This window comes from Streptomyces sp. NPDC058052 (genome assembly GCF_042885515.1).
In the GTDB taxonomy this organism is placed as follows: Bacteria; Actinomycetota; Actinomycetes; order Streptomycetales; family Streptomycetaceae; genus Streptomyces.
The window spans coordinates 73,332-90,463 of record NZ_JBHVRX010000004.1 but is presented as its reverse complement, the minus strand read 5'-3'; the positions used below and the strand labels follow the sequence as shown (position 1 = coordinate 90,463).

Here is a 17,132-nt window from a genome sequence, read left to right as displayed (position 1 = left end):
TGGGCGCGTTCCGCGTCCCGCCGGGTCTGACGCACCGGCGGGAGGGAGGCGGAGCCCGGGGGTCCGGGCTCCCCGAGGACTACTTGATGCCCAGCTCGGCGCACTTGGCGGCGAGGTCCGCGGAGCAGATGTCGGCGGCGGCGTAGATGCCGTCCTTGATCACCGTGGACTGGATGTTGGTCTTGTCAACGACCACCGGGGCGAAGAGGGTGGACTTGACGCCGTCGGTCTCGCCCTGGGCGCCGAGGTCCTTGCCCTGGAGCAGGTTGACCGCGAACTTGGCGGCCTCGGGGGCCAGCTGGAGCGGGGACTTGTAGATGGTGAAGGTCTGGGTGCCGGCGACGATGCGCTGGATGCCCGCGACCTCGGCGTCCTGGCCGCCGACCGGGATGCCCTTGATGCCGGCGTTCTCCAGCGAGGTGATGATGCCGCCCGCCATGCCGTCGTTGGCGGAGTAGACGGCGCCGATCTTGTCCTTGCCGACGGAGGAGACGGCGGCGGCCATCTTCTCGCCCGCGACCTTCGGGTCCCACTCGCCGGACGCCTCGTAGGCGATCTTGCCGACCTTGCCGTCGAGGGCGGCGTGGGCGCCCTTCTTGAAGAGACCGGCGTTCGGGTCCTTCTCGTCACCGTTGATCATGACGATCTGGGCGGTGGCGGCCTTGGCGCCGAGGGCGGAGAGCAGGGCCTGGCCCTGGAGCTCGCCGACCTTGTTGTTGTCGTGGCTGACGTAGGCGTCCGCGCCCTCGATCGCGCGGTCGTACGCGACGACCTTGACGCCCTTGCCCTGCGCCTCCTTGACCCAGCCGGCGGACTTGGCCGCGTCGACCGAGCCGAGCGCGATGACCTTCACGCCGTCGGCGATGAGCTGGTCGAACTGCTGCTTCTGCTTCACGACGTCGGAGACGGCGTTGTTGTAGACGACCTCGCAGTCGCCGCAGGCGGCCTTGACGGCCTTCTCGAACTGCGGCTTGTCGAGCGCCTCGTACCGCGCGGTCTTGTTCTCCGGCAGGAGCAGACCGATCTTGGTCGAGCTGCCCTTGTCACCGCTGTCGTCGCCGCCGGCCTGGCCGCACGCGGAGAGAGCGAGGGCCATGGAGACCGCGGCCGTACCTATGACGACGCGACGGGACATTGCGTTCATGTGGGGTGCCTCCCTGACGAGGCCGCGACGGTGCGGCCGAGGTGCCACGAAGTCAACTCGGCCGCAACACCGTCGTCAAGAAGTGAAAACTTAACGAGATGACAACGGTGGTTAGCGTTCTCTAAGTGAAGGCGGGCACGGAAGCCGGAGCCGTCGCCTGAAATGCGCCCTCTGTCCCGTTGAGCAGCGTCGAGTCGCCCATCTCGCTCAGCACCAGGGCCAGCGCCCCGAGCACCTCGGCGCGCCCGCCCAACGCCCCCTGCACAAGGGAGAGCTGGCGTGCGGCGCTCGGGATGGCGTACCGGCCGACCGAGTCCCGGATCGGGGCGAGCACCAGCTCGCCCGCCTCGGCGAGGTCGCCGCCGAGCACGACCCGGCTCGGGTTCAAGAGATTGCAAAGGTTGGCGATGCCGCTGCCGATATGACGTCCGACGTCGGCGATGACCCTCCGGCATCCGGGGTCGCCCTCGCGGGCCAGCTGCACCACGCGCTCCATGGTGAGGTCGGCTCCGTGGCTCGGCTGGAGCAGCGGCAGCACGTACCGGGCGGCGGTGAAGGTCTCCAGGCAGCCGCGGTTGCCGCAGCGGCAGACCGGGCCCGACTCGTCGAGGGTGATGTGGCCGATCTCGCCGGCCGTGCCGCCCGGCCCCCGGTAGACCCGCCCGTCAATCACCAGGCCGGCGCCGACACCGCTCGCCACCTTGATGTAGGCCAGGTCCTTGACCCCCCGGCCGCTCCCCCACACCAGCTCGCCGAGCGCGCCCAGGTTGGCGTCGTTGTCGACGTGGACGGGGACCCCGAGGCGGGCGGACAGCTCCTCGGCCGGGTTGATGCCGCTCCACCCCGGCAGGATCGACGTCGAGCCGAGCGTGCCGGAGGAGACGTCGATGGGGCCGGGGACGCCGAGACCGACGCCGATCACCTTGTCGCGGCCGATGCCGGTGGCCGCGATCAGCCGGTTGACCAGCTGTTCCGCCCGGTCGAAGCCCTCCGCTGCGGAGGCGTCCACGTCGAGCGGCTCGGCCTCCTCGGCGAGCACCTGGTGGGCGAGGTTGCCGACCGCGACCCGCAGGTGGGTGTGGCCGAAGTCGACGCCGATGACGATGCCGGCGTCGCCGGAGAGCGAGACGCTGCGGGCCCGCCGGCCGCCCGCCGAGGTCGGGGTGACCTCGACCGTGCCGCCGTCCTTCAGCTCCCGGACGATGTTGGAGACCGTCGCGGCGGACAGCCCCGTCGACCGGGCGATCTCCGCCTGGGTCAGCGAACCGGCCATCCGGACGGCCCGGACGACCCGCTCGAGATTGGCCCTGTGCAGAGACGTCTGCGACCCCGGAGTCTCCATCGACTCTCTCACTCCCACCGTTTTCTCCAACATGTGAACTCTAAGGGGACGCTTTCGTCTTCGCTTCCGTCAAGACCCGGAGCGAGGGCAGGGGATGCGCGGCGGGCACGCGAAAGCCCCCGCACGCGGGCGTGCGGGGGCTTGGGAGCGCTTTCAGGCTATTTCACGGCGCCGGCGGTGAGACCGGCCACCACCTGCCGCTGGAAGACGATGTACGCGGCGAGCACGGGCAGCATCGCCATCACCAGGCCGGCGAAGAGCCCGGACCAGTCGCCCTTGTACCCCTGGCTGACCGCGAGCTGCACCAGGCCCTGCGAGAGCACCTTGTTCTCGGGGTCGGTGTTGAGCACGGTCGGCAGCAGGTACTGGTTCCACTGGCCGAGGAAGTTGAAGATGCCGACGCTGATCAGGCCCGGCCGGGCCATCGGCAGCATCACCTGGAAGAAGGTGCGGGTGTGGCTGGCCCCGTCGATGAAGGCCGCCTCCGCCACCGAGGTCGGCAGCGTCCGGAAGAAGGCGGTCAGGAAGAAGACGGTGAAGGGCAGCGAGTACGCGATGTAGACGAGGATCAGGCCGTGCAGGGTGTTGAGCAGGGCCATGTTCTGCATGACGTAGAAGAGCGGCACCAGCGCCAGGATGATCGGGAAGCTCATCCCTCCGATGAAGAGGAAGTAGAGGAAGCGGTTCCCGGGGAACTCGAAGCGGGCCAGCACGTACGCCGCCATCGAGCCGAAGAGCAGGGTGCCGACGAGCGAGCCGCCGACCACCACGAGCGTGTTCAGGAAGTACTCGCTCATGTGCGCCTGGGTCCAGGCGCGCGACCAGTTCTCGAAGTGCAGCGCGTCCGGCAGCGACCAGGGCGAGGTGAAGATCGCGCGGTCGGTCTTGAAGGAGGTCATGACCGCCCAGAGCAGCGGCATCACCACCATGATCGCCCAGATGATCAGGACACCGTGCGAGAAGACGTTGAGGACGGAGCCCTCGCGCTTCTCCTTCACGGGGGCCGCGGTCTTCCTGACCTCGGGGGCCTGGCCGGTCCGGGGGACGGGGATCCGCGCGTCCCCGGTGGGCGGGGTGTCGGTGGTCTTCATCAGAACTCCAGCCGCTCGCGCCGGCCCAGCTTCATCACGACCGCGGCGAAGGCGAGCGTGACGAGGAGGAGCGCGACACCGATGGTCGTGGCGTAGGCGGCCTGACCGTCCCGGAACGCCTTCTGGTACACGTACAGCGGCATGACGATGGTGGAGTAGTCGGGCCCGCCGCCGTTGGGGCCGACGGTCATGATCTGCACGACCGCGAAGGACTCCGCGCCGAGCGCGAGGATGCCCATGTAGATCCAGCCCGACTGCACGGTGTCCCAGAGCAGCGGCAGGGTGATCTTGAAGAACGTGGTGAAGCGGTTGGCGCCGTCGAGCAGCGCGGCCTCGTAGAAATCGCGCGGAATGGACGCCATGCCCGCCGAGAAGAGCACCACGAAGAATCCGACCGTGGACCAGACGAGGACCACCATCACGCAGATGAGGGCGAGGTTCGGATCACCGAGCCAGTCCGGCTGGATGCTGCCGAGCCCGACCGCCTTCAGGACCGAATTGATGGCGCCGCTGTTCGGGTTGTACGCGAACTGGAAGAGCAGGGCCACGATGACGATCGACAGCACCTGCGGGAAGAAATAGACGATCTTGTAGATCGAGGAGCCGCGGACGCCCGCGATCGCCGCTCCCTTGCGCCGTCTGCCGCCCACATTCAGCATGAACGCCAGGAAGAGCGCGAATCCCACCGTCACCAGGGGAAGGACGACGGCGAAGGTGAGGCTGTGCTGGAGCGACTTCCAGAAGATCTCGTCCTCGAACAGCCTGGTGTAGTTGTCGAGGCCCACGAACCCGAATTCGGGACTCAGACCGGTCCAGTCCGTGAGCGAGTAGTAGATGGACTGGATGAACGGCCAAATGACGAAGAGCGCGTACAGCGCCAGGGGTGCCGCCAGGAACCCCACGATGAAACGGTACTTGCCGTGCTGCATTCCGAACCGACCCCGATCTCCGGCGAAGGACGCGCGCCGCGCGCCGAGGGGCCGGGGCCCGCTCCCGGTCGGCGGGAAGGGGCCCCGGCACTGCTCACTGGTGCTTGTAGTGCTTGATGTTCGGGTCCGCGGCCGCCTCGTCGGCGAACTTCTGGATCTTCTTGATCGTCTCGGCCGGGGTGGCGCGGCCGGCCATCATCTCGCCGATGCCGGCGACGCCGATCTTCTCCTTCTGGAGGGCCACGTACCAGTCCTGGAGGCGGGGGTTCACCACGTTGGTGCCCGCCTTCTCCAGGGCCGCGACGCCGGACTTGAGGCCCGGGGAGAGCTCGATGCCGTCGGTGCCGCCGTTGAGCGCGCTGAGCGACTTCACGGACTGGGTGAAGCTCTTGGAGGACGCCTCGCTGAGCATGATGCGCAGCTGCTCCATGGCGCCCTCGGGGTTCTTCGCCTTCGCCGGGACGATGAAGGGCTCGCCGCCGGCCGCCCAGATGGTGCCGAAGGGCATCTTGTCCGAGGAGTCGAGGCCGGTCGGCGCGGAGACCGCGAGGCCGAAGTCGGCCGGCATGGTCTTGGCGGCCTCGTTCTCGACCCAGGAGCCGTTCGGGATGAAGAGCGCCTTGCCCTCGGTCCAGGCGGTCTGCGACTGGATGTGGTCGAGGCCGGGGGTGCCCTGGAGGATGTAGCCCTTGCGCTGGAGCTCGTAGTACGCCTCGAAACACGCCTTGACGGCGGGGTGCTCCCACGCCTTCGGCTCCAGGTTGTCGATGGCGTCGAGGACCTCACGGCCGCCGACCTTGGCGATCATGGGGTAGAGCGAGAAGGGGATGTAGTACGGGTGCTTGCCCGCGTACGTCCAGGGCGCGATGCCCTTCTTCTTGGCCTTCTCGCAGAGGGCCAGCATCTCGTCCCAGGTCTCGGGGTACTTGGCCTCCAGCGAGTCGAGGGCCTTCTGCGAGTACCACACGCCGTAGACGGTGTACGCGTAGTTCAGCATCCAGCAGGGCTCGCCGTCGAACTGGCCCATCTCGATGATGCCGGGGCGCAGGGTGTCGCGGACCTTCTTGCTCGGGTCGTCCACGGAGGGCGCGTCGAGCAGGGGGGTCAGGTCGGTCAGCTGCTTCTGGCCGACGAGGACGCCCATGTCCATCTGCTCGGCACCGGAGTTGTCGATCAGGTCCGGCGGGTTGCCGCCGTTGAACCGCGGCTGGAGCTCGGTGGTGATCTTCTGCGTCGGGGTGAACTTGACCTTGGCCTTCGGGTACGCCTGCTCGAAGAGCTTGATCGCGTCCTTGGCGTACTGCTGGCCGAAACCGCCGTCGAAAAGGAAGAAATCGAGCTCGGCCGACTCATTGACCCCGAGCGGGTTCTTGTCGGACTTGACGCCCTTCTCGACCTTGTCGTTGGCCTTGCCGCCGCCGCTGGCGCAGGCGGAAAGGAAGCCCATGGCCGGGACGGAGATCAGACCGAGAGCAGCGGAACGCTTGATCAGATCACGACGGCCGAGGCCGCCCTCGTTCGAGTGGGCGGAGGTGGATCCCATGCTCAAGTCCTCGCCTTCATTCAGGACTCAGGCGGTGTACCGGTCGCCCGTACTTCGTCTCGCCACCGGCGAAGGGCCCCGCCACCGCGGTCATTTGCAGCTGGGTCGTGCAGGCGTCGGGCCGTCGCCGGAAGCGTTCCGACGGGCTGGACGCCGACAGGTATAGTCCACTTCCCTCGGCCGGAGCAAGATCGAAAGCAGCATTCGTCAGGCATCTTTCCCGAGTTGAGACCTCGGGGTTTTCTCCGGGGCTTCCGCCGGAAGACTGCCCGGCCGGTGCGGAATCCACCCCTCCGGCGTGCCTTCACAAGATGAATGGTCCATTCGAAATCCGGCGAACAGGACGCGGCCCGGAAGAAGTTGCGGATGGCTGGAACCGCACGGGCCGGGGCACCGTCTTCCTGTCATGTACGGACTCGCCGCCGGGTGGGCGGAAACGGGGGAAATCCCGCCGAACCGGGCCGAGTTCGGTGGCTGTCCGTACTGTCCTGTTCTCGATATGGATCTGGAGACCTACGTGGCCAAGACTTCTGGCCTGAACCGCTCGGGCGCGCTCGCCCGTGTCACGGTCGCCGCGCTGACCGCCGCCCTGGTGGGCACCACGACGGCAGCGGTGGCGGCGGAGCCGGTCGGCCCGACGTTCAAGCCCTCGCAGCAGGCGAACCTCGCGGCCTCCGCGGGTGCCGCCTCGGCGACCTCCGCGGCCGCCGCGGCCGCTCCGGCGGCGCTCAACAACCTCTACGGCGTGCACAGCAACGGCGACGTCATCGGCTACACGCCCGTCGGCGGCGGCACCATCCAGCGCATCGCCGGCCTGTCCGGCGACGGCTGGGTGGGCTACAAGCACATGAACCAGGCGGACACCGACGGCCGTCTGGAGGGCGACTGGTACCACTCCGACGGCTGGTACGGCATCACCACCGGCGGCCGCCTGCACTACGCCAGCGACGGCCCGGTCCGCGACCTCGGCGGCGGCTGGAACATCTACAACAAGGTCGTCTCGGCCGGCAACACCGGCGGCGGCGCCCCGGACGACGTCCTGGCCCGCGACAGCGCCGGTGTGCTCTGGCACTACCTGGGCAACGGCAACGCCTCCCTGACCCAGCGCTACCGCGTCGGCTCCGGCTGGAACGCGTACAACCAGATCGCGGGCAAGGGCGACGTGACCGGCGACGGCCGCGCCGACGTCGTGGCCCGTGACGGCAGCGGCGTCCTGTGGCTGTACAAGGGCACCGGCAACTACCGGGCGCCCTTCTCCAGCCGCGTCCGCGTCGGCGCCGGCTGGAACATGTACAACTACCTGTTCTCCCCCGGTGACCTGACCGGCGACGGCCGCGCGGACCTCGTCGCCCGTGACGGCAGCGGCGCGCTGTGGCTGTACAAGGGCAAGGGCAGCGCGTCCTCGCCGTACACCACCCGCATCAAGATCGGCACGGCGGGCTGGAACGGCTTCCGCATGATGTTCTGATCCACCGCTGTCCGCTCCGCCGGACACGACGGAAGGGCCCCGCTCCTCGTGACGAGGAGCGGGGCCCTTCCCGCTTGCTACCGGATCAGCGGGGTGTTCAGCCGCGGATCAGGTTGCGGAGCACGTACTGCATGATGCCGCCGTTGCGGTAGTAGTCCGCCTCGCCGGGGGTGTCGATGCGGACGACCGCGTCGAACTCGACACCGGTGTCGGTGGTGACCTTCACCGTGCTGGGGGTGGTGCCCTCGTTCAGCTCGGTGATGCCGGCGATGGAGAAGGTCTCCTCGCCGGTCAGGCCGAGCGAGTCGGCCGACTGGCCGGCCGGGAACTGGAGCGGGAGGACGCCCATGCCGATGAGGTTCGAGCGGTGGATGCGCTCGTACGACTCGGTGATGACGGCCTTGACGCCGAGGAGCGCGGTGCCCTTGGCGGCCCAGTCGCGGGACGAGCCGGAGCCGTACTCCTTGCCGCCCAGGATGACCAGCGGGGTGCCGGCGGCCTGGTAGTTCTGCGAGGCGTCGTAGATGAACGACACCGGCGCGCCCTCGACGGTGAAGTCGCGGGTGTAGCCGCCCTCGGTGCCCGGCGCGATCTGGTTGCGCAGGCGGATGTTGGCGAAGGTGCCGCGGATCATGACCTCGTGGTTGCCACGGCGCGAGCCGTAGGAGTTGAAGTCACGACGCTCCACACCGTGCTCGGTGAGGTACTTGCCGGCCGGGGTGTCGGCCTTGATGGCACCGGCCGGGGAGATGTGGTCGGTGGTGACCGAGTCGCCGAGCTTCGCGAGCACGCGGGCGCCCGTGATGTCGGTGACCGGGGTGGTCTCCATCGTCATGCCCTCGAAGTACGGGGGCTTGCGGACGTAGGTCGACTCGGCGTCCCACTCGAAGGTGTTGCCGGTCGGGATCGACAGCGCCTGCCACTGGGCGTCGCCGGCGAAGACGTCCTGGTAGGACTTGGCGAACATGTCCTCGCCGATCGCGTTGGCGACGACGTCGTTCACCTCGGCCTCGGAGGGCCAGATGTCCTTGAGGAAGACCGGGTTGCCCTCGGTGTCGACACCGAGCGCGTCCTGGGTGATGTCCACCTTCATGGAACCCGCGAGGGCGTACGCGACGACCAGCGGCGGGGAGGCCAGGTAGTTCATCTTGACGTCGGGGTTGATGCGACCCTCGAAGTTGCGGTTGCCCGAGAGCACCGAGGTCACGGCCAGGTCGTGGTCGTTGACCGCCTTGGAGACCTCCTCCGGCAGCGGGCCGGAGTTGCCGATGCAGGTGGTGCAGCCGTAGCCGACGAGGTTGAAGCCGACCTTGTCGAGGTACGGGGTGAGGCCCGCCTTGTCGAAGTAGTCGGTGACGACCTTCGAGCCCGGGGCGAGGGTGGTCTTGACCCACGGCTTGCGGGTCAGGCCCTTCTCCACGGCCTTCTTCGCGACGAGCGCGGCGGCGACCATGACGTACGGGTTCGACGTGTTGGTGCAGGAGGTGATGGCCGCGACCGTCACCGCACCGTGGTCGAGGGTGTAGGTCGTGCCGTCGGGGGCGGTGACCTGGACCGGGTTCGACGGGACGCCGTTGGAGACGGCCGGGGCGTCGGAGGCCGGGAAGGACTCCTCGCCGGCCTCGTCGGCGGTGGCGACGTAGTTGCGCACGTCCTGGGCGAACTGCGCGGCGGCGTTCGCGAGGATGATGCGGTCCTGCGGGCGCTTCGGGCCGGCGATCGACGGGACGACCGTGGAGAGGTCGAGCTCCAGCTTCTCGGAGAAGTCCGGCTCGGCCTTCGGGTCCAGCCAGAGGCCCTGCTCCTTGGCGTACGCCTCGACCAGCGCGACCTGCTGGGCGGAGCGGCCGGTGAGCTTGAGGTAGTTCAGGGTCTCGTCGTCGATCGGGAAGACCGCGGCGGTGGAGCCGAACTCCGGCGACATGTTGCCGATGGTGGCGCGGTTCGCGAGCGAGGTGGCGGCGACGCCCTCACCGTAGAACTCGACGAACTTGCCGACGACACCGTGCTTGCGCAGCATCTCGGTGATGGTGAGCACCAGGTCGGTGGCGGTGGTGCCGGTGGGGAGCTCGCCGGTCAGCTTGAAGCCGACGACGCGCGGGATCAGCATGGAGACCGGCTGGCCCAGCATGGCGGCCTCGGCCTCGATGCCGCCGACGCCCCAGCCGAGCACACCGAGGCCGTTGACCATGGTGGTGTGGGAGTCGGTGCCGACGAGGGTGTCGGGGTACGCCTGGCCGTTGCGGACCATGACGGTGCGGGCCAGGTGCTCGATGTTCACCTGGTGGACGATGCCGGTGCCCGGGGGGACGACCTTGAAGTCGTCGAAGGCGGTCTGGCCCCAGCGCAGGAACTGGTAGCGCTCCTTGTTGCGGCCGTACTCCAGCTCGACGTTCTGCGCGAACGCGTCGTTGGTGCCGAACTTGTCGGCGATGACGGAGTGGTCGATGACCATCTCGGCCGGGGAGAGCGGGTTGATCTTCGCCGGGTCGCCGCCGAGCGCCGCGACGGCCTCGCGCATGGTGGCGAGGTCGACGACACAGGGGACACCGGTGAAGTCCTGCATGATCACGCGCGCCGGCGTGAACTGGATCTCCTGGCTCGGCTGGGCCTGCGAGTCCCAGTTGCCGAGGGCCCGGATGTGGTCGGCGGTGATGTTCGCGCCGTCCTCGGTGCGGAGCAGGTTCTCCAGGAGGACCTTCAGGCTGTAAGGGAGGCGCGCGGAGCCCTCGACCTTGTCCAGCTTGAAGATCTCGTACGACTCGTCGCCCACGCGCAGCGTGCTGCGGGCGTCGAAGCTGTTCGCCGACACGACAGTCTCCTTCATCAATGTGCGCGTACTACCGTCATGCTGCCGCCACGGCTCCTCGCCGATCCGCTAAGGTAAGGCTAAGTTAGGTAACCCTTACCGTTCAGGCGGCCACGGTGCGCCGTAAGCAGTTATCTCGATGTCGAGATAACTCTAGTGCATCCCCGCCCGTCGGTCATGCCCGGGCGCCCCGCGATCTCACGTGGCGCCCCTCTCCGTACGCGCGCGCGGGGGAGGGAGACGTGGGCCTAGGGCCGGGGGCTGGGGGTCGGGGGCCGGGGGCCGGGGGCCGGGGGCCGGGGGTCGAGAGTCGGGGATCGGGAGTCGGGGTCGGGGGCCGGGCGGCCGTCCGCGGGTTCGTGGGTCCGCGGGTCCATGGGTCCGTGGGTCCGCGGGTCCGCGGGTCCGCGGGTCCGCGGGTACGTGGGTACGTGGGTACGTGGGTACGTGGGCCCGCGACGAGGAGGGCCCCCGCCCGACGAGGGGAATCCCCCGTCCGGACGCGCGCGCGTTGCCCGGCCGGCGGGGCGGGCCGAGGATCGGGGCATGTTCAGCGGCGCGCACATCACCCTCTACAGCCGGGACGCGGAGGCCGACCGGGCCTTCCTCAGGGACGTCGCCGGGTTCCCGTCCGTGGACGCGGGGCGGGGGTGGCTGATCTTCCGGCTGCCACCGGCCGAGGTCGCGGTCCACCCCGTCGAGGAGGGCGGGACCCGGCCCGAGGTCTATCTGATGTGCGAGGACCTCACCCGCACCCTCACCGCCCTGGAGGACAAGGGCGCGGAGATCTCACGGGCCATCACCGACCAGGGGTGGGGGCTGCTCGCGGCGGTCCGGCTGCCGAGCGGCACGGAGCTGCCGCTGTACGAGCCGCGGCACCCCACGGCGCTCGACCTCCCCGCGTGACCCGAATCGCCCTTATGCCCCGCTTCATAAGGGAACGTCACCCGTTTGCCGCACCCCGATGATCGACACATCTCATATCTGAGATAACGTGACGGCATGGCAGACGACTACCTCGTACGCATCGGCAAGCTCATCCGTGACGCCCGGCAGCACCGCGGCTGGACCCAGACGCAGCTCGCCGAGGCCCTGGCCACCAGCCAGAGCGCGGTCAACCGCATCGAGCGGGGCAACCAGAACATCAGCCTTGAGATGATCGCCCGTATCGGCGAGGCACTCGACAGCGAGATCGTGTCCCTGGGCTACGCCGGCCCGATGCACCTGCGTGTCGTCGGCCGCCGCCGGCTCTCCGGCTCCATCGACGTCAAGACCAGCAAGAACGCCTGCGTCGCCCTGCTCTGCGCCACCCTCCTCAACAAGGGCCGCACGGTGCTGCGCCGGGTGGCGAGGATCGAGGAGGTCTTCCGCCTCCTGGAGGTCCTCAACTCCATCGGCGTCCGCACCCGCTGGATCAACGACGGCGTGGACCTGGAGATCGTGCCGCCGGCCGAGCTGGACATGGAGTCCATCGACGCCGAGGCCGCCATCCGCACCCGCTCCATCATCATGTTCCTCGGCCCGCTGCTGCACCGCATGGACCGCTTCAAGCTGCCGTACGCCGGCGGCTGCGACCTCGGTACCCGCACGATCGAGCCGCACATGATCGCGCTGCGCCGCTTCGGCCTGGACATCACCGCCACCGAGGGCCTCTACCACGCCCAGGTGGAGAAGGCCGTGGCCCCGGACCGCCCGATCGTGCTGACCGAGCGCGGCGACACCGTGACCGAGAACGCGCTCCTGGCGGCCGCCCGCCACGACGGCGTCACCGTCATCCGCAACGCCTCCTCCAACTACATGGTCCAGGACCTGTGCTTCTTCCTGGAGGCCCTCGGCGTACGGGTCGACGGCGTCGGCACCACCACGCTGACCGTGCACGGCGTCCCGGAGATCGACGTGGACGTCGACTACTCCCCCTCCGAGGACCCGGTCGAGGCGATGAGCCTCCTCGCCGCGGCCGTCGTCACCGAGTCCGAGCTGACGATCCGCCGGGTGCCGATCGAGTTCCTGGAGATCGAGCTCGCGGTCCTGGAGGAGATGGGCCTCGACCACGACCGCTCGGCCGAGTACGCCGCCGACAACGGCCGCACCCGCCTGGTCGACCTGACGGTCCGCCCCTCCAAGCTGGAGGCGCCGATCGACAAGATCCACCCGATGCCCTTCCCGGGCCTCAACATCGACAACGTCCCCTTCTTCGCGGCCATCGCGGCCACCGCGCAGGGCCAGACCCTCATCCACGACTGGGTCTACGACAACCGCGCCATCTACCTCACCGACCTCAACCGCCTCGGCGGCCGCCTCCAGCTCCTGGACCCCCACCGCGTCCTGGTCGAGGGCCCCACCCGCTGGCGCGCCGCCGAGATGATGTGCCCGCCCGCCCTCCGCCCCGCCGTGGTCGTCCTCCTCGCGATGATGGCCGCCGAGGGCACCTCCGTCCTCCGCAACGTCTACGTCATCAACCGCGGCTACGAGGAACTGGCCGAGCGCCTCAACTCGGTGGGCGCCCAGATCGAGATCTTCCGGGACATCTGATCCGCCACGCGCAGGGCCCCGCCGATCCGGCGGGGCCCTTCGTGTTTCCGTGCGGGGGGGGGTCAGCCGCCGCCCGGCATCATGCCGCCGCCCTTGAGGCGTTCGATGTCGGAGGGGCGGACCTTGATGACGAAGAGGGCGATCAGGAAGGACACGATGGCGAAGGCGGCGGCGACGATGAAGCCGGCGGAGACGCCCGAGGTGAGGACCTGGTCGGCGTAGGGGGGCGGGAGTTGGCCGGTCTCGGCGAAGCGGGCCTTCTCGATGGGGCCGGCCTGCGCGAGGAAGGCCGGGACCTGTTCGTCGGCCTCGTTGCGGCTGACGGTGCCGAAGACCGTGACCAGGATGGAGAGGCCCAGCGAACCGCCCACCTGCTGGGTCGCGTTGAGGATGCCGGACGCGGCGCCGGACTCGGCGGGCTGCACGTTGGAGAGGGCCATCAGGGTCAGCGAGACGAACATGAAGCCCATGCCGGCGCTGAAGACCAGCATCGGTCCGAGGATCGAGCCCGCGTAGGTGGAGTGGACGTCCGTCAGGGTCAGCCAGGAGAGGCCCAGCGCCAGGCAGAGCGAGCCCAGCACCATGAAGGGCTTCGGGCCGTATTTCGGCAGGAGCTGGGAGGTGATGCCGGCCACGACCGCGATGACCGCGCTGACCGGCAGGAAGGCGAGTCCCGCCTCCAGCGGGCTGAAGCCGAGGACCTGCTGCACGAAGAGGGTCAGGAAGAAGAACATCCCGAAGATCGCCGCCGCCAGGCAGAGCATCATGCCGTACGTGCCGGCCCGGTTGCGGTCGGCGAACATGTGCAGCGGGGTGATCGGCTGCCGGCTGCGGCGCTCCACCAGGATGAACGTGACCAGCAGGATCACCGCGGCGCAGAACGAGGCGATCGTCCAGGGATCGCTCCATCCTTCCTGCGCCGCGCGGATGAAGCCGTACACCAGGGCCACCATGCCGAGGGTCGACGTCAGCGCGCCCGCCAGGTCGAAGTGGCCCGGATGGCGTTCGGACTCCTTGACGTGACGGGGTGTCAGGATCGCGATCATCACCGCGATCGGCACGTTCACGAAGAAGATCCAGCGCCAGTCGAGCCATTCGACGAGTACGCCGCCTGCGAGCAGTCCGATCGCTCCGCCGGCCGCCGACACGCCCGCGAACACGCCGAAGGCCCGGTTGCGTTCGGGGCCTTCCTCGAAGGTCGTCGTGATGAGCGAGAGCGAGGTCGGCGAGGCGATCGCGCCACCGACGCCCTGGAGGGCGCGGGCCGCGAGGAGTTGCCAGCCCTCCTGCGCGAACCCGCCCAGCAGGGAGGCGAATCCGAAGAGCAGGACGCCGAAGATGAAGACGCGGCGCCTGCCGAGGATGTCGCCGGCCCGGCCGCCGAGCAGCAGCAGACCGCCGAAGGTCAGCGTGTAGGCGTTGACCACCCAGGAGAGGCTGGTGGTCGAGAAGTCGAGATCGCTCTGGATGTGCGGCAGTGCGATGTTGACGATGGTGATGTCGAGGACGACCATCAGCTGGCAGGAGGCGATGACGAACAGGGCGATGCCCTTGCCGTCGCCCGCGCCGGTAGGAGTCGGGTCCACCGCCGGAGTCGTCGGCTTCGGTGTGCTACTCATGATTCGTTCATGGCGCTTCGCGCCCTCACCGCAGGAGCCGTGGGCCGGTCGGTCCACCATTCGACCCTAAGCCCGACCCCTGAGCGCGACCAGTCGATCAAGCCCCGCCCGGCTCCTCCAGCACGGCGAAGCCGTCGAGTTCGACGACGGCCCGTTCCTCCCGGAGCCGTACGACCTCCACGACCGTCATCGCCGGATAGTCACGGCCCGCCATCCGGCGCCAGATGTCGCGCAGTTCGTCGGCGTCGGCGTCGTAGGCCGCGATGTCGGTCGTGTAGACCGTGACGCGGGCCAGGTCCGCGGGGCCGCCGCCGGCGTGCCGCAGGGCGGTGAGGAGGTTGCCGAGCGCCGCGGCGAACTGCTCGGCGGGCGTGGCGCCGATGACGACTCCGCTGCCGCTGTCGAGGGCCGTCTGTCCGGAGAGGAAGACGAGCCGGCTGCCGTTGGCGGTGACCGCGTGCGAGAAGCCGGCGGGCGGGGCGAGTTCCGCGGGGTTGTGGCGGTGCAGGCTCATCGGACGGCTCCTCGGCGGTCGGGAGGGGCGGTGGCGCGGCGACGGCGCGGTGCGCCGATGACGACGGCGGCGCGGAGTTGCCGTGGCTCCGTGGCGCGGTGCGGGGGCGACGGTGGCGCGGAGGCTCCGTGGCTCCGTGGCTCCGTGCAGGGCCGGCGGCGGCCGGAGCCGCGGAGCCACGTCGAGGGACGGTGTTCCCGCGCGGTGCGGCCCGAGGGGGCGCGTGCGCCACGCCGGGCCGTCCGTGCCGAATTGGGTGAGAATGCGGGCATGTGGGCCTTCTCCGACGCCCTCGGGCGTCCCGGTCGCCGTCTCCGGCCCGGACCAGGCGGTGCGGTGACACCACCTTGTCGCGGGTCGGTGACTTCCGTCACTGACACGATACGTCACCCGGGCGGCCGGCGGGCCGCCGGCCGGGCGGCGCCGCCCCCGCCGCCCGGTCCCGGAGGGCCGGACCCGTGGAGCTGACCCCCTCCGGCCACGTGGACGGCTTCGCCCGGGACCGGCTGCCGCCCGCCGCCCAGTGGCCCCGGCTCGTCTTCGGGCTCCCCGGGCTTGCCTACCCCGAACGGCTCAACTGCGCCGCCGAGCTGCTCGACGCCACGGCGGAACGGTTCGGCGCCGGACGGCCCGCCTTCCACGACGGCGAGGGCGGGTCCTGGAGCTACGGCGAGCTGCGCGGGCACGTGGACCGGATCGCGCATGTGCTCACCGGCGACCTCGGACTGCGGCCCGGCAACCGGGTGCTGCTGCGCGGGCCGACCACGCCCTGGCTCGCCGCCTGCTGGCTCGCGGTCGTGAAGGCCGGCGGGATCGCCGTCGCCGTCCCCGCGGAGCAGCGGGCCGCCGAGCTCGCCTTCGTCGCCGGGACGGCCTCCTGCTCGCTGGCGCTGTGCGCCGCGGAGGCGCTCGACGAGCTGCGGGCCGCCCGGGTGCCGGGCCTGACGGTCGTCCCGTACGGCGGAGACGGGCCCGGGGACCTCCTGGCCCTCGCCGGGCGCCGGACCACCCGCCCCTACCGGGCCGCGGACACGGCCGCCGACGACGTGGCCCTGATCGCCTTCACCTCCGGCACCACCGGCCGCCCCAAGGGGTGCGTCCACTTCCACCGGGACGTCCTCGCCTCCGCCGACACCTTCTCCGCGCACGTGCTGCGGCCCCGCCCGGACGACGTCTTCGCCGGCTCCCCGCAGCTCGCCTTCACCTTCGGCCTGGGCGGGCTGCTGGTCTTCCCGCTGCGGGCCGGGGCCAGCACGGTGCTCCTGGACCGGGCCGGGCCCCAGCAGCTGCTGGCGGCGATCGGCCGGCACCGGGTCTCGGTGCTGTTCACCGCGCCCACCGCCTACCGCGCGATGCTCCGCCTGCTCGACGGGGGCTCCGGCGCCGACCTGTCCTCGCTGCGCCGGTGCGTCTCGGCGGGCGAGGACCTGCCCGACGCCGTCTGGACCGCCTGGTACGCGCGGACCGGGCTCCGGCTGATCAACGGCATCGGCGCCACCGAGCTCCTCCACATCTTCGTCGCCGCCGCCGACGCCGACAGCCGGCCGGGGACGACGGGCCGCCCTGTGCCGGGCTGGCAGGCGGCCGTCCTGGGCCCGGACGGCCGGCCCGTCCCCGACGGGCGGGAGGGGCTGCTCGCGGTCCGCGGCCCGGTCGGCTGCCGCTATCTGGCCGACCCCCGCCAGACGGAGTACGTGCGGGGCGGCTGGAACATCACCGGCGACCGGTACGTCCGCGAGGCCGACGGCCGGTTCCGGTACGTCTCCCGCGCCGACGACATGATCATCTCGGCCGGGTACACGATCGCCGGCCCCCAGGTGGAGGAGGTGCTTCTCGGCCATCCGGACGTCGTCGAGACGGCGGTCGTGGGCCGCCCGGACCCGCTGCGCGGCCAGGTCGTCGTCGCCTACGCGGTGGTACGGGACGGGGTGCCGCGCGACGCGGCCACCGCCGCCGCGCTGCGCTCCTTCGTGCGCGCCCGCCTCGACCCGCACAAGTCGCCCCGCGCGGTCGTCTTCCTGGACGCCCTCCCCCGCACCGCCACCGGCAAGCTCCAGCGCCACCGGCTGCGCGTCCGGCCGGCGCCGGAGGCGCCCGGGTCCGCGCGGCACGGTCCGGGCGGCACGGCCTAAAGTGATCAC

12 protein-coding genes are annotated in these 17,132 nt (G+C 70.2%); 4 read left to right on the top strand and 8 right to left on the bottom strand.

The features are described 5' to 3' along the window. Positions 1–79: 79 nt before the first annotated feature. From ACFVU3_RS07125 to ngcE, 5 genes are all read right to left on the bottom strand, one after another. Complete coding sequence (locus tag ACFVU3_RS07125; protein WP_390064424.1) at positions 80–1,144, bottom strand: sugar ABC transporter substrate-binding protein; 1,065 nt, start codon at positions 1,142–1,144, stop codon at positions 80–82. Between the two features lie 121 nt (positions 1,145–1,265). Next, positions 1,266–2,486: an ROK family protein gene (locus ACFVU3_RS07120; protein WP_390064422.1), complete on the bottom strand. Its 1,221-nt coding sequence runs from the start codon at positions 2,484–2,486 to the stop codon at positions 1,266–1,268. A 158-nt stretch (positions 2,487–2,644) separates the two neighbouring features. Further along, positions 2,645–3,577: a carbohydrate ABC transporter permease gene (locus ACFVU3_RS07115; protein WP_390064421.1), complete on the bottom strand. Its 933-nt coding sequence runs from the start codon at positions 3,575–3,577 to the stop codon at positions 2,645–2,647. Further along, a complete protein-coding gene (locus ACFVU3_RS07110; RefSeq protein ID WP_390064419.1) occupies positions 3,577–4,506 on the bottom strand; it encodes a carbohydrate ABC transporter permease in 930 nt (309 codons plus the stop codon). The genes ACFVU3_RS07115 and ACFVU3_RS07110 overlap by 1 nt, the downstream gene beginning before the upstream one ends. 94 nt (positions 4,507–4,600) lie before the next feature. Then, a complete protein-coding gene (gene ngcE, locus ACFVU3_RS07105) occupies positions 4,601–6,049 on the bottom strand; it encodes an N-acetylglucosamine/diacetylchitobiose ABC transporter substrate-binding protein (RefSeq protein ID WP_390064417.1) in 1,449 nt (482 codons plus the stop codon). A gap of 517 nt (positions 6,050–6,566) precedes the next feature. Between ngcE and ACFVU3_RS07100 the strand changes: the two genes are divergently transcribed. After that, positions 6,567–7,517, top strand: coding sequence for an FG-GAP repeat domain-containing protein (locus ACFVU3_RS07100; RefSeq protein WP_390064415.1), 951 nt, complete (start codon positions 6,567–6,569; stop codon positions 7,515–7,517). Positions 7,518–7,614: 97 nt separating this feature from the next. Here the strand turns inward: ACFVU3_RS07100 and acnA are convergent, their stop codons facing one another. Beyond that, positions 7,615–10,344 (bottom strand): aconitate hydratase AcnA, encoded by a 2,730-nt coding sequence (gene acnA, locus ACFVU3_RS07095; RefSeq protein ID WP_390064413.1) that lies wholly within the window; start codon positions 10,342–10,344, stop codon positions 7,615–7,617. Positions 10,345–10,872: 528 nt separating this feature from the next. Between acnA and ACFVU3_RS07090 the strand changes: the two genes are divergently transcribed. Together ACFVU3_RS07090 and ACFVU3_RS07085 are read left to right on the top strand one after the other, a co-directional pair. Further along, positions 10,873–11,232, top strand: coding sequence for a VOC family protein (locus ACFVU3_RS07090; RefSeq protein ID WP_390064411.1), 360 nt, complete (start codon positions 10,873–10,875; stop codon positions 11,230–11,232). Between the two features lie 96 nt (positions 11,233–11,328). After that, complete coding sequence (locus ACFVU3_RS07085) at positions 11,329–12,858, top strand: helix-turn-helix domain-containing protein (RefSeq protein WP_390064410.1); 1,530 nt, start codon at positions 11,329–11,331, stop codon at positions 12,856–12,858. Positions 12,859–12,920: 62 nt separating this feature from the next. Here the strand turns inward: ACFVU3_RS07085 and ACFVU3_RS07080 are convergent, their stop codons facing one another. Both ACFVU3_RS07080 and ACFVU3_RS07075 read right to left on the bottom strand, forming a co-directional pair. Next, a complete protein-coding gene (locus ACFVU3_RS07080; protein ID WP_390064408.1) occupies positions 12,921–14,477 on the bottom strand; it encodes an MFS transporter in 1,557 nt (518 codons plus the stop codon). 97 nt (positions 14,478–14,574) lie between these two features. Next, positions 14,575–14,991: a RidA family protein gene (locus ACFVU3_RS07075; RefSeq protein ID WP_390064406.1), complete on the bottom strand. Its 417-nt coding sequence runs from the start codon at positions 14,989–14,991 to the stop codon at positions 14,575–14,577. Positions 14,992–15,449: 458 nt separating this feature from the next. Between ACFVU3_RS07075 and ACFVU3_RS07070 the strand changes: the two genes are divergently transcribed. After that, the gene (locus ACFVU3_RS07070) at positions 15,450–17,123 is read left to right on the top strand and encodes an AMP-binding protein (protein WP_390064404.1); all 1,674 of its coding nucleotides are present in this window, start codon (positions 15,450–15,452) and stop codon (positions 17,121–17,123) included. Positions 17,124–17,132 lie beyond the last annotated feature (9 nt).

What these genes read in the sequence shown, in the direction of transcription:
- ACFVU3_RS07080 (WP_390064408.1), bottom strand. Translation starts at nt 14,477, where the DNA reads ATGAGTAGCACACCGAAGCCGACGACTCCGGCGGTGGACCCGACTCCT.
- ACFVU3_RS07115 (WP_390064421.1), bottom strand. Translation starts at nt 3,577, where the DNA reads ATGAAGACCACCGACACCCCGCCCACCGGGGACGCGCGGATCCCCGTC.
- ACFVU3_RS07110 (WP_390064419.1), bottom strand. Translation starts at nt 4,506, where the DNA reads ATGCAGCACGGCAAGTACCGTTTCATCGTGGGGTTCCTGGCGGCACCC.
- ngcE (WP_390064417.1), bottom strand. Translation starts at nt 6,049, where the DNA reads ATGGGATCCACCTCCGCCCACTCGAACGAGGGCGGCCTCGGCCGTCGT.
- ACFVU3_RS07125 (WP_390064424.1), bottom strand. Translation starts at nt 1,144, where the DNA reads ATGAACGCAATGTCCCGTCGCGTCGTCATAGGTACGGCCGCGGTCTCC.
- acnA (WP_390064413.1), bottom strand. Translation starts at nt 10,344, where the DNA reads ATGAAGGAGACTGTCGTGTCGGCGAACAGCTTCGACGCCCGCAGCACG.
- ACFVU3_RS07075 (WP_390064406.1), bottom strand. Translation starts at nt 14,991, where the DNA reads ATGAGCCTGCACCGCCACAACCCCGCGGAACTCGCCCCGCCCGCCGGC.
- ACFVU3_RS07120 (WP_390064422.1), bottom strand. Translation starts at nt 2,486, where the DNA reads ATGGAGACTCCGGGGTCGCAGACGTCTCTGCACAGGGCCAATCTCGAG.
- ACFVU3_RS07085 (WP_390064410.1), top strand. Translation starts at nt 11,329, where the DNA reads ATGGCAGACGACTACCTCGTACGCATCGGCAAGCTCATCCGTGACGCC.
- ACFVU3_RS07090 (WP_390064411.1), top strand. Translation starts at nt 10,873, where the DNA reads ATGTTCAGCGGCGCGCACATCACCCTCTACAGCCGGGACGCGGAGGCC.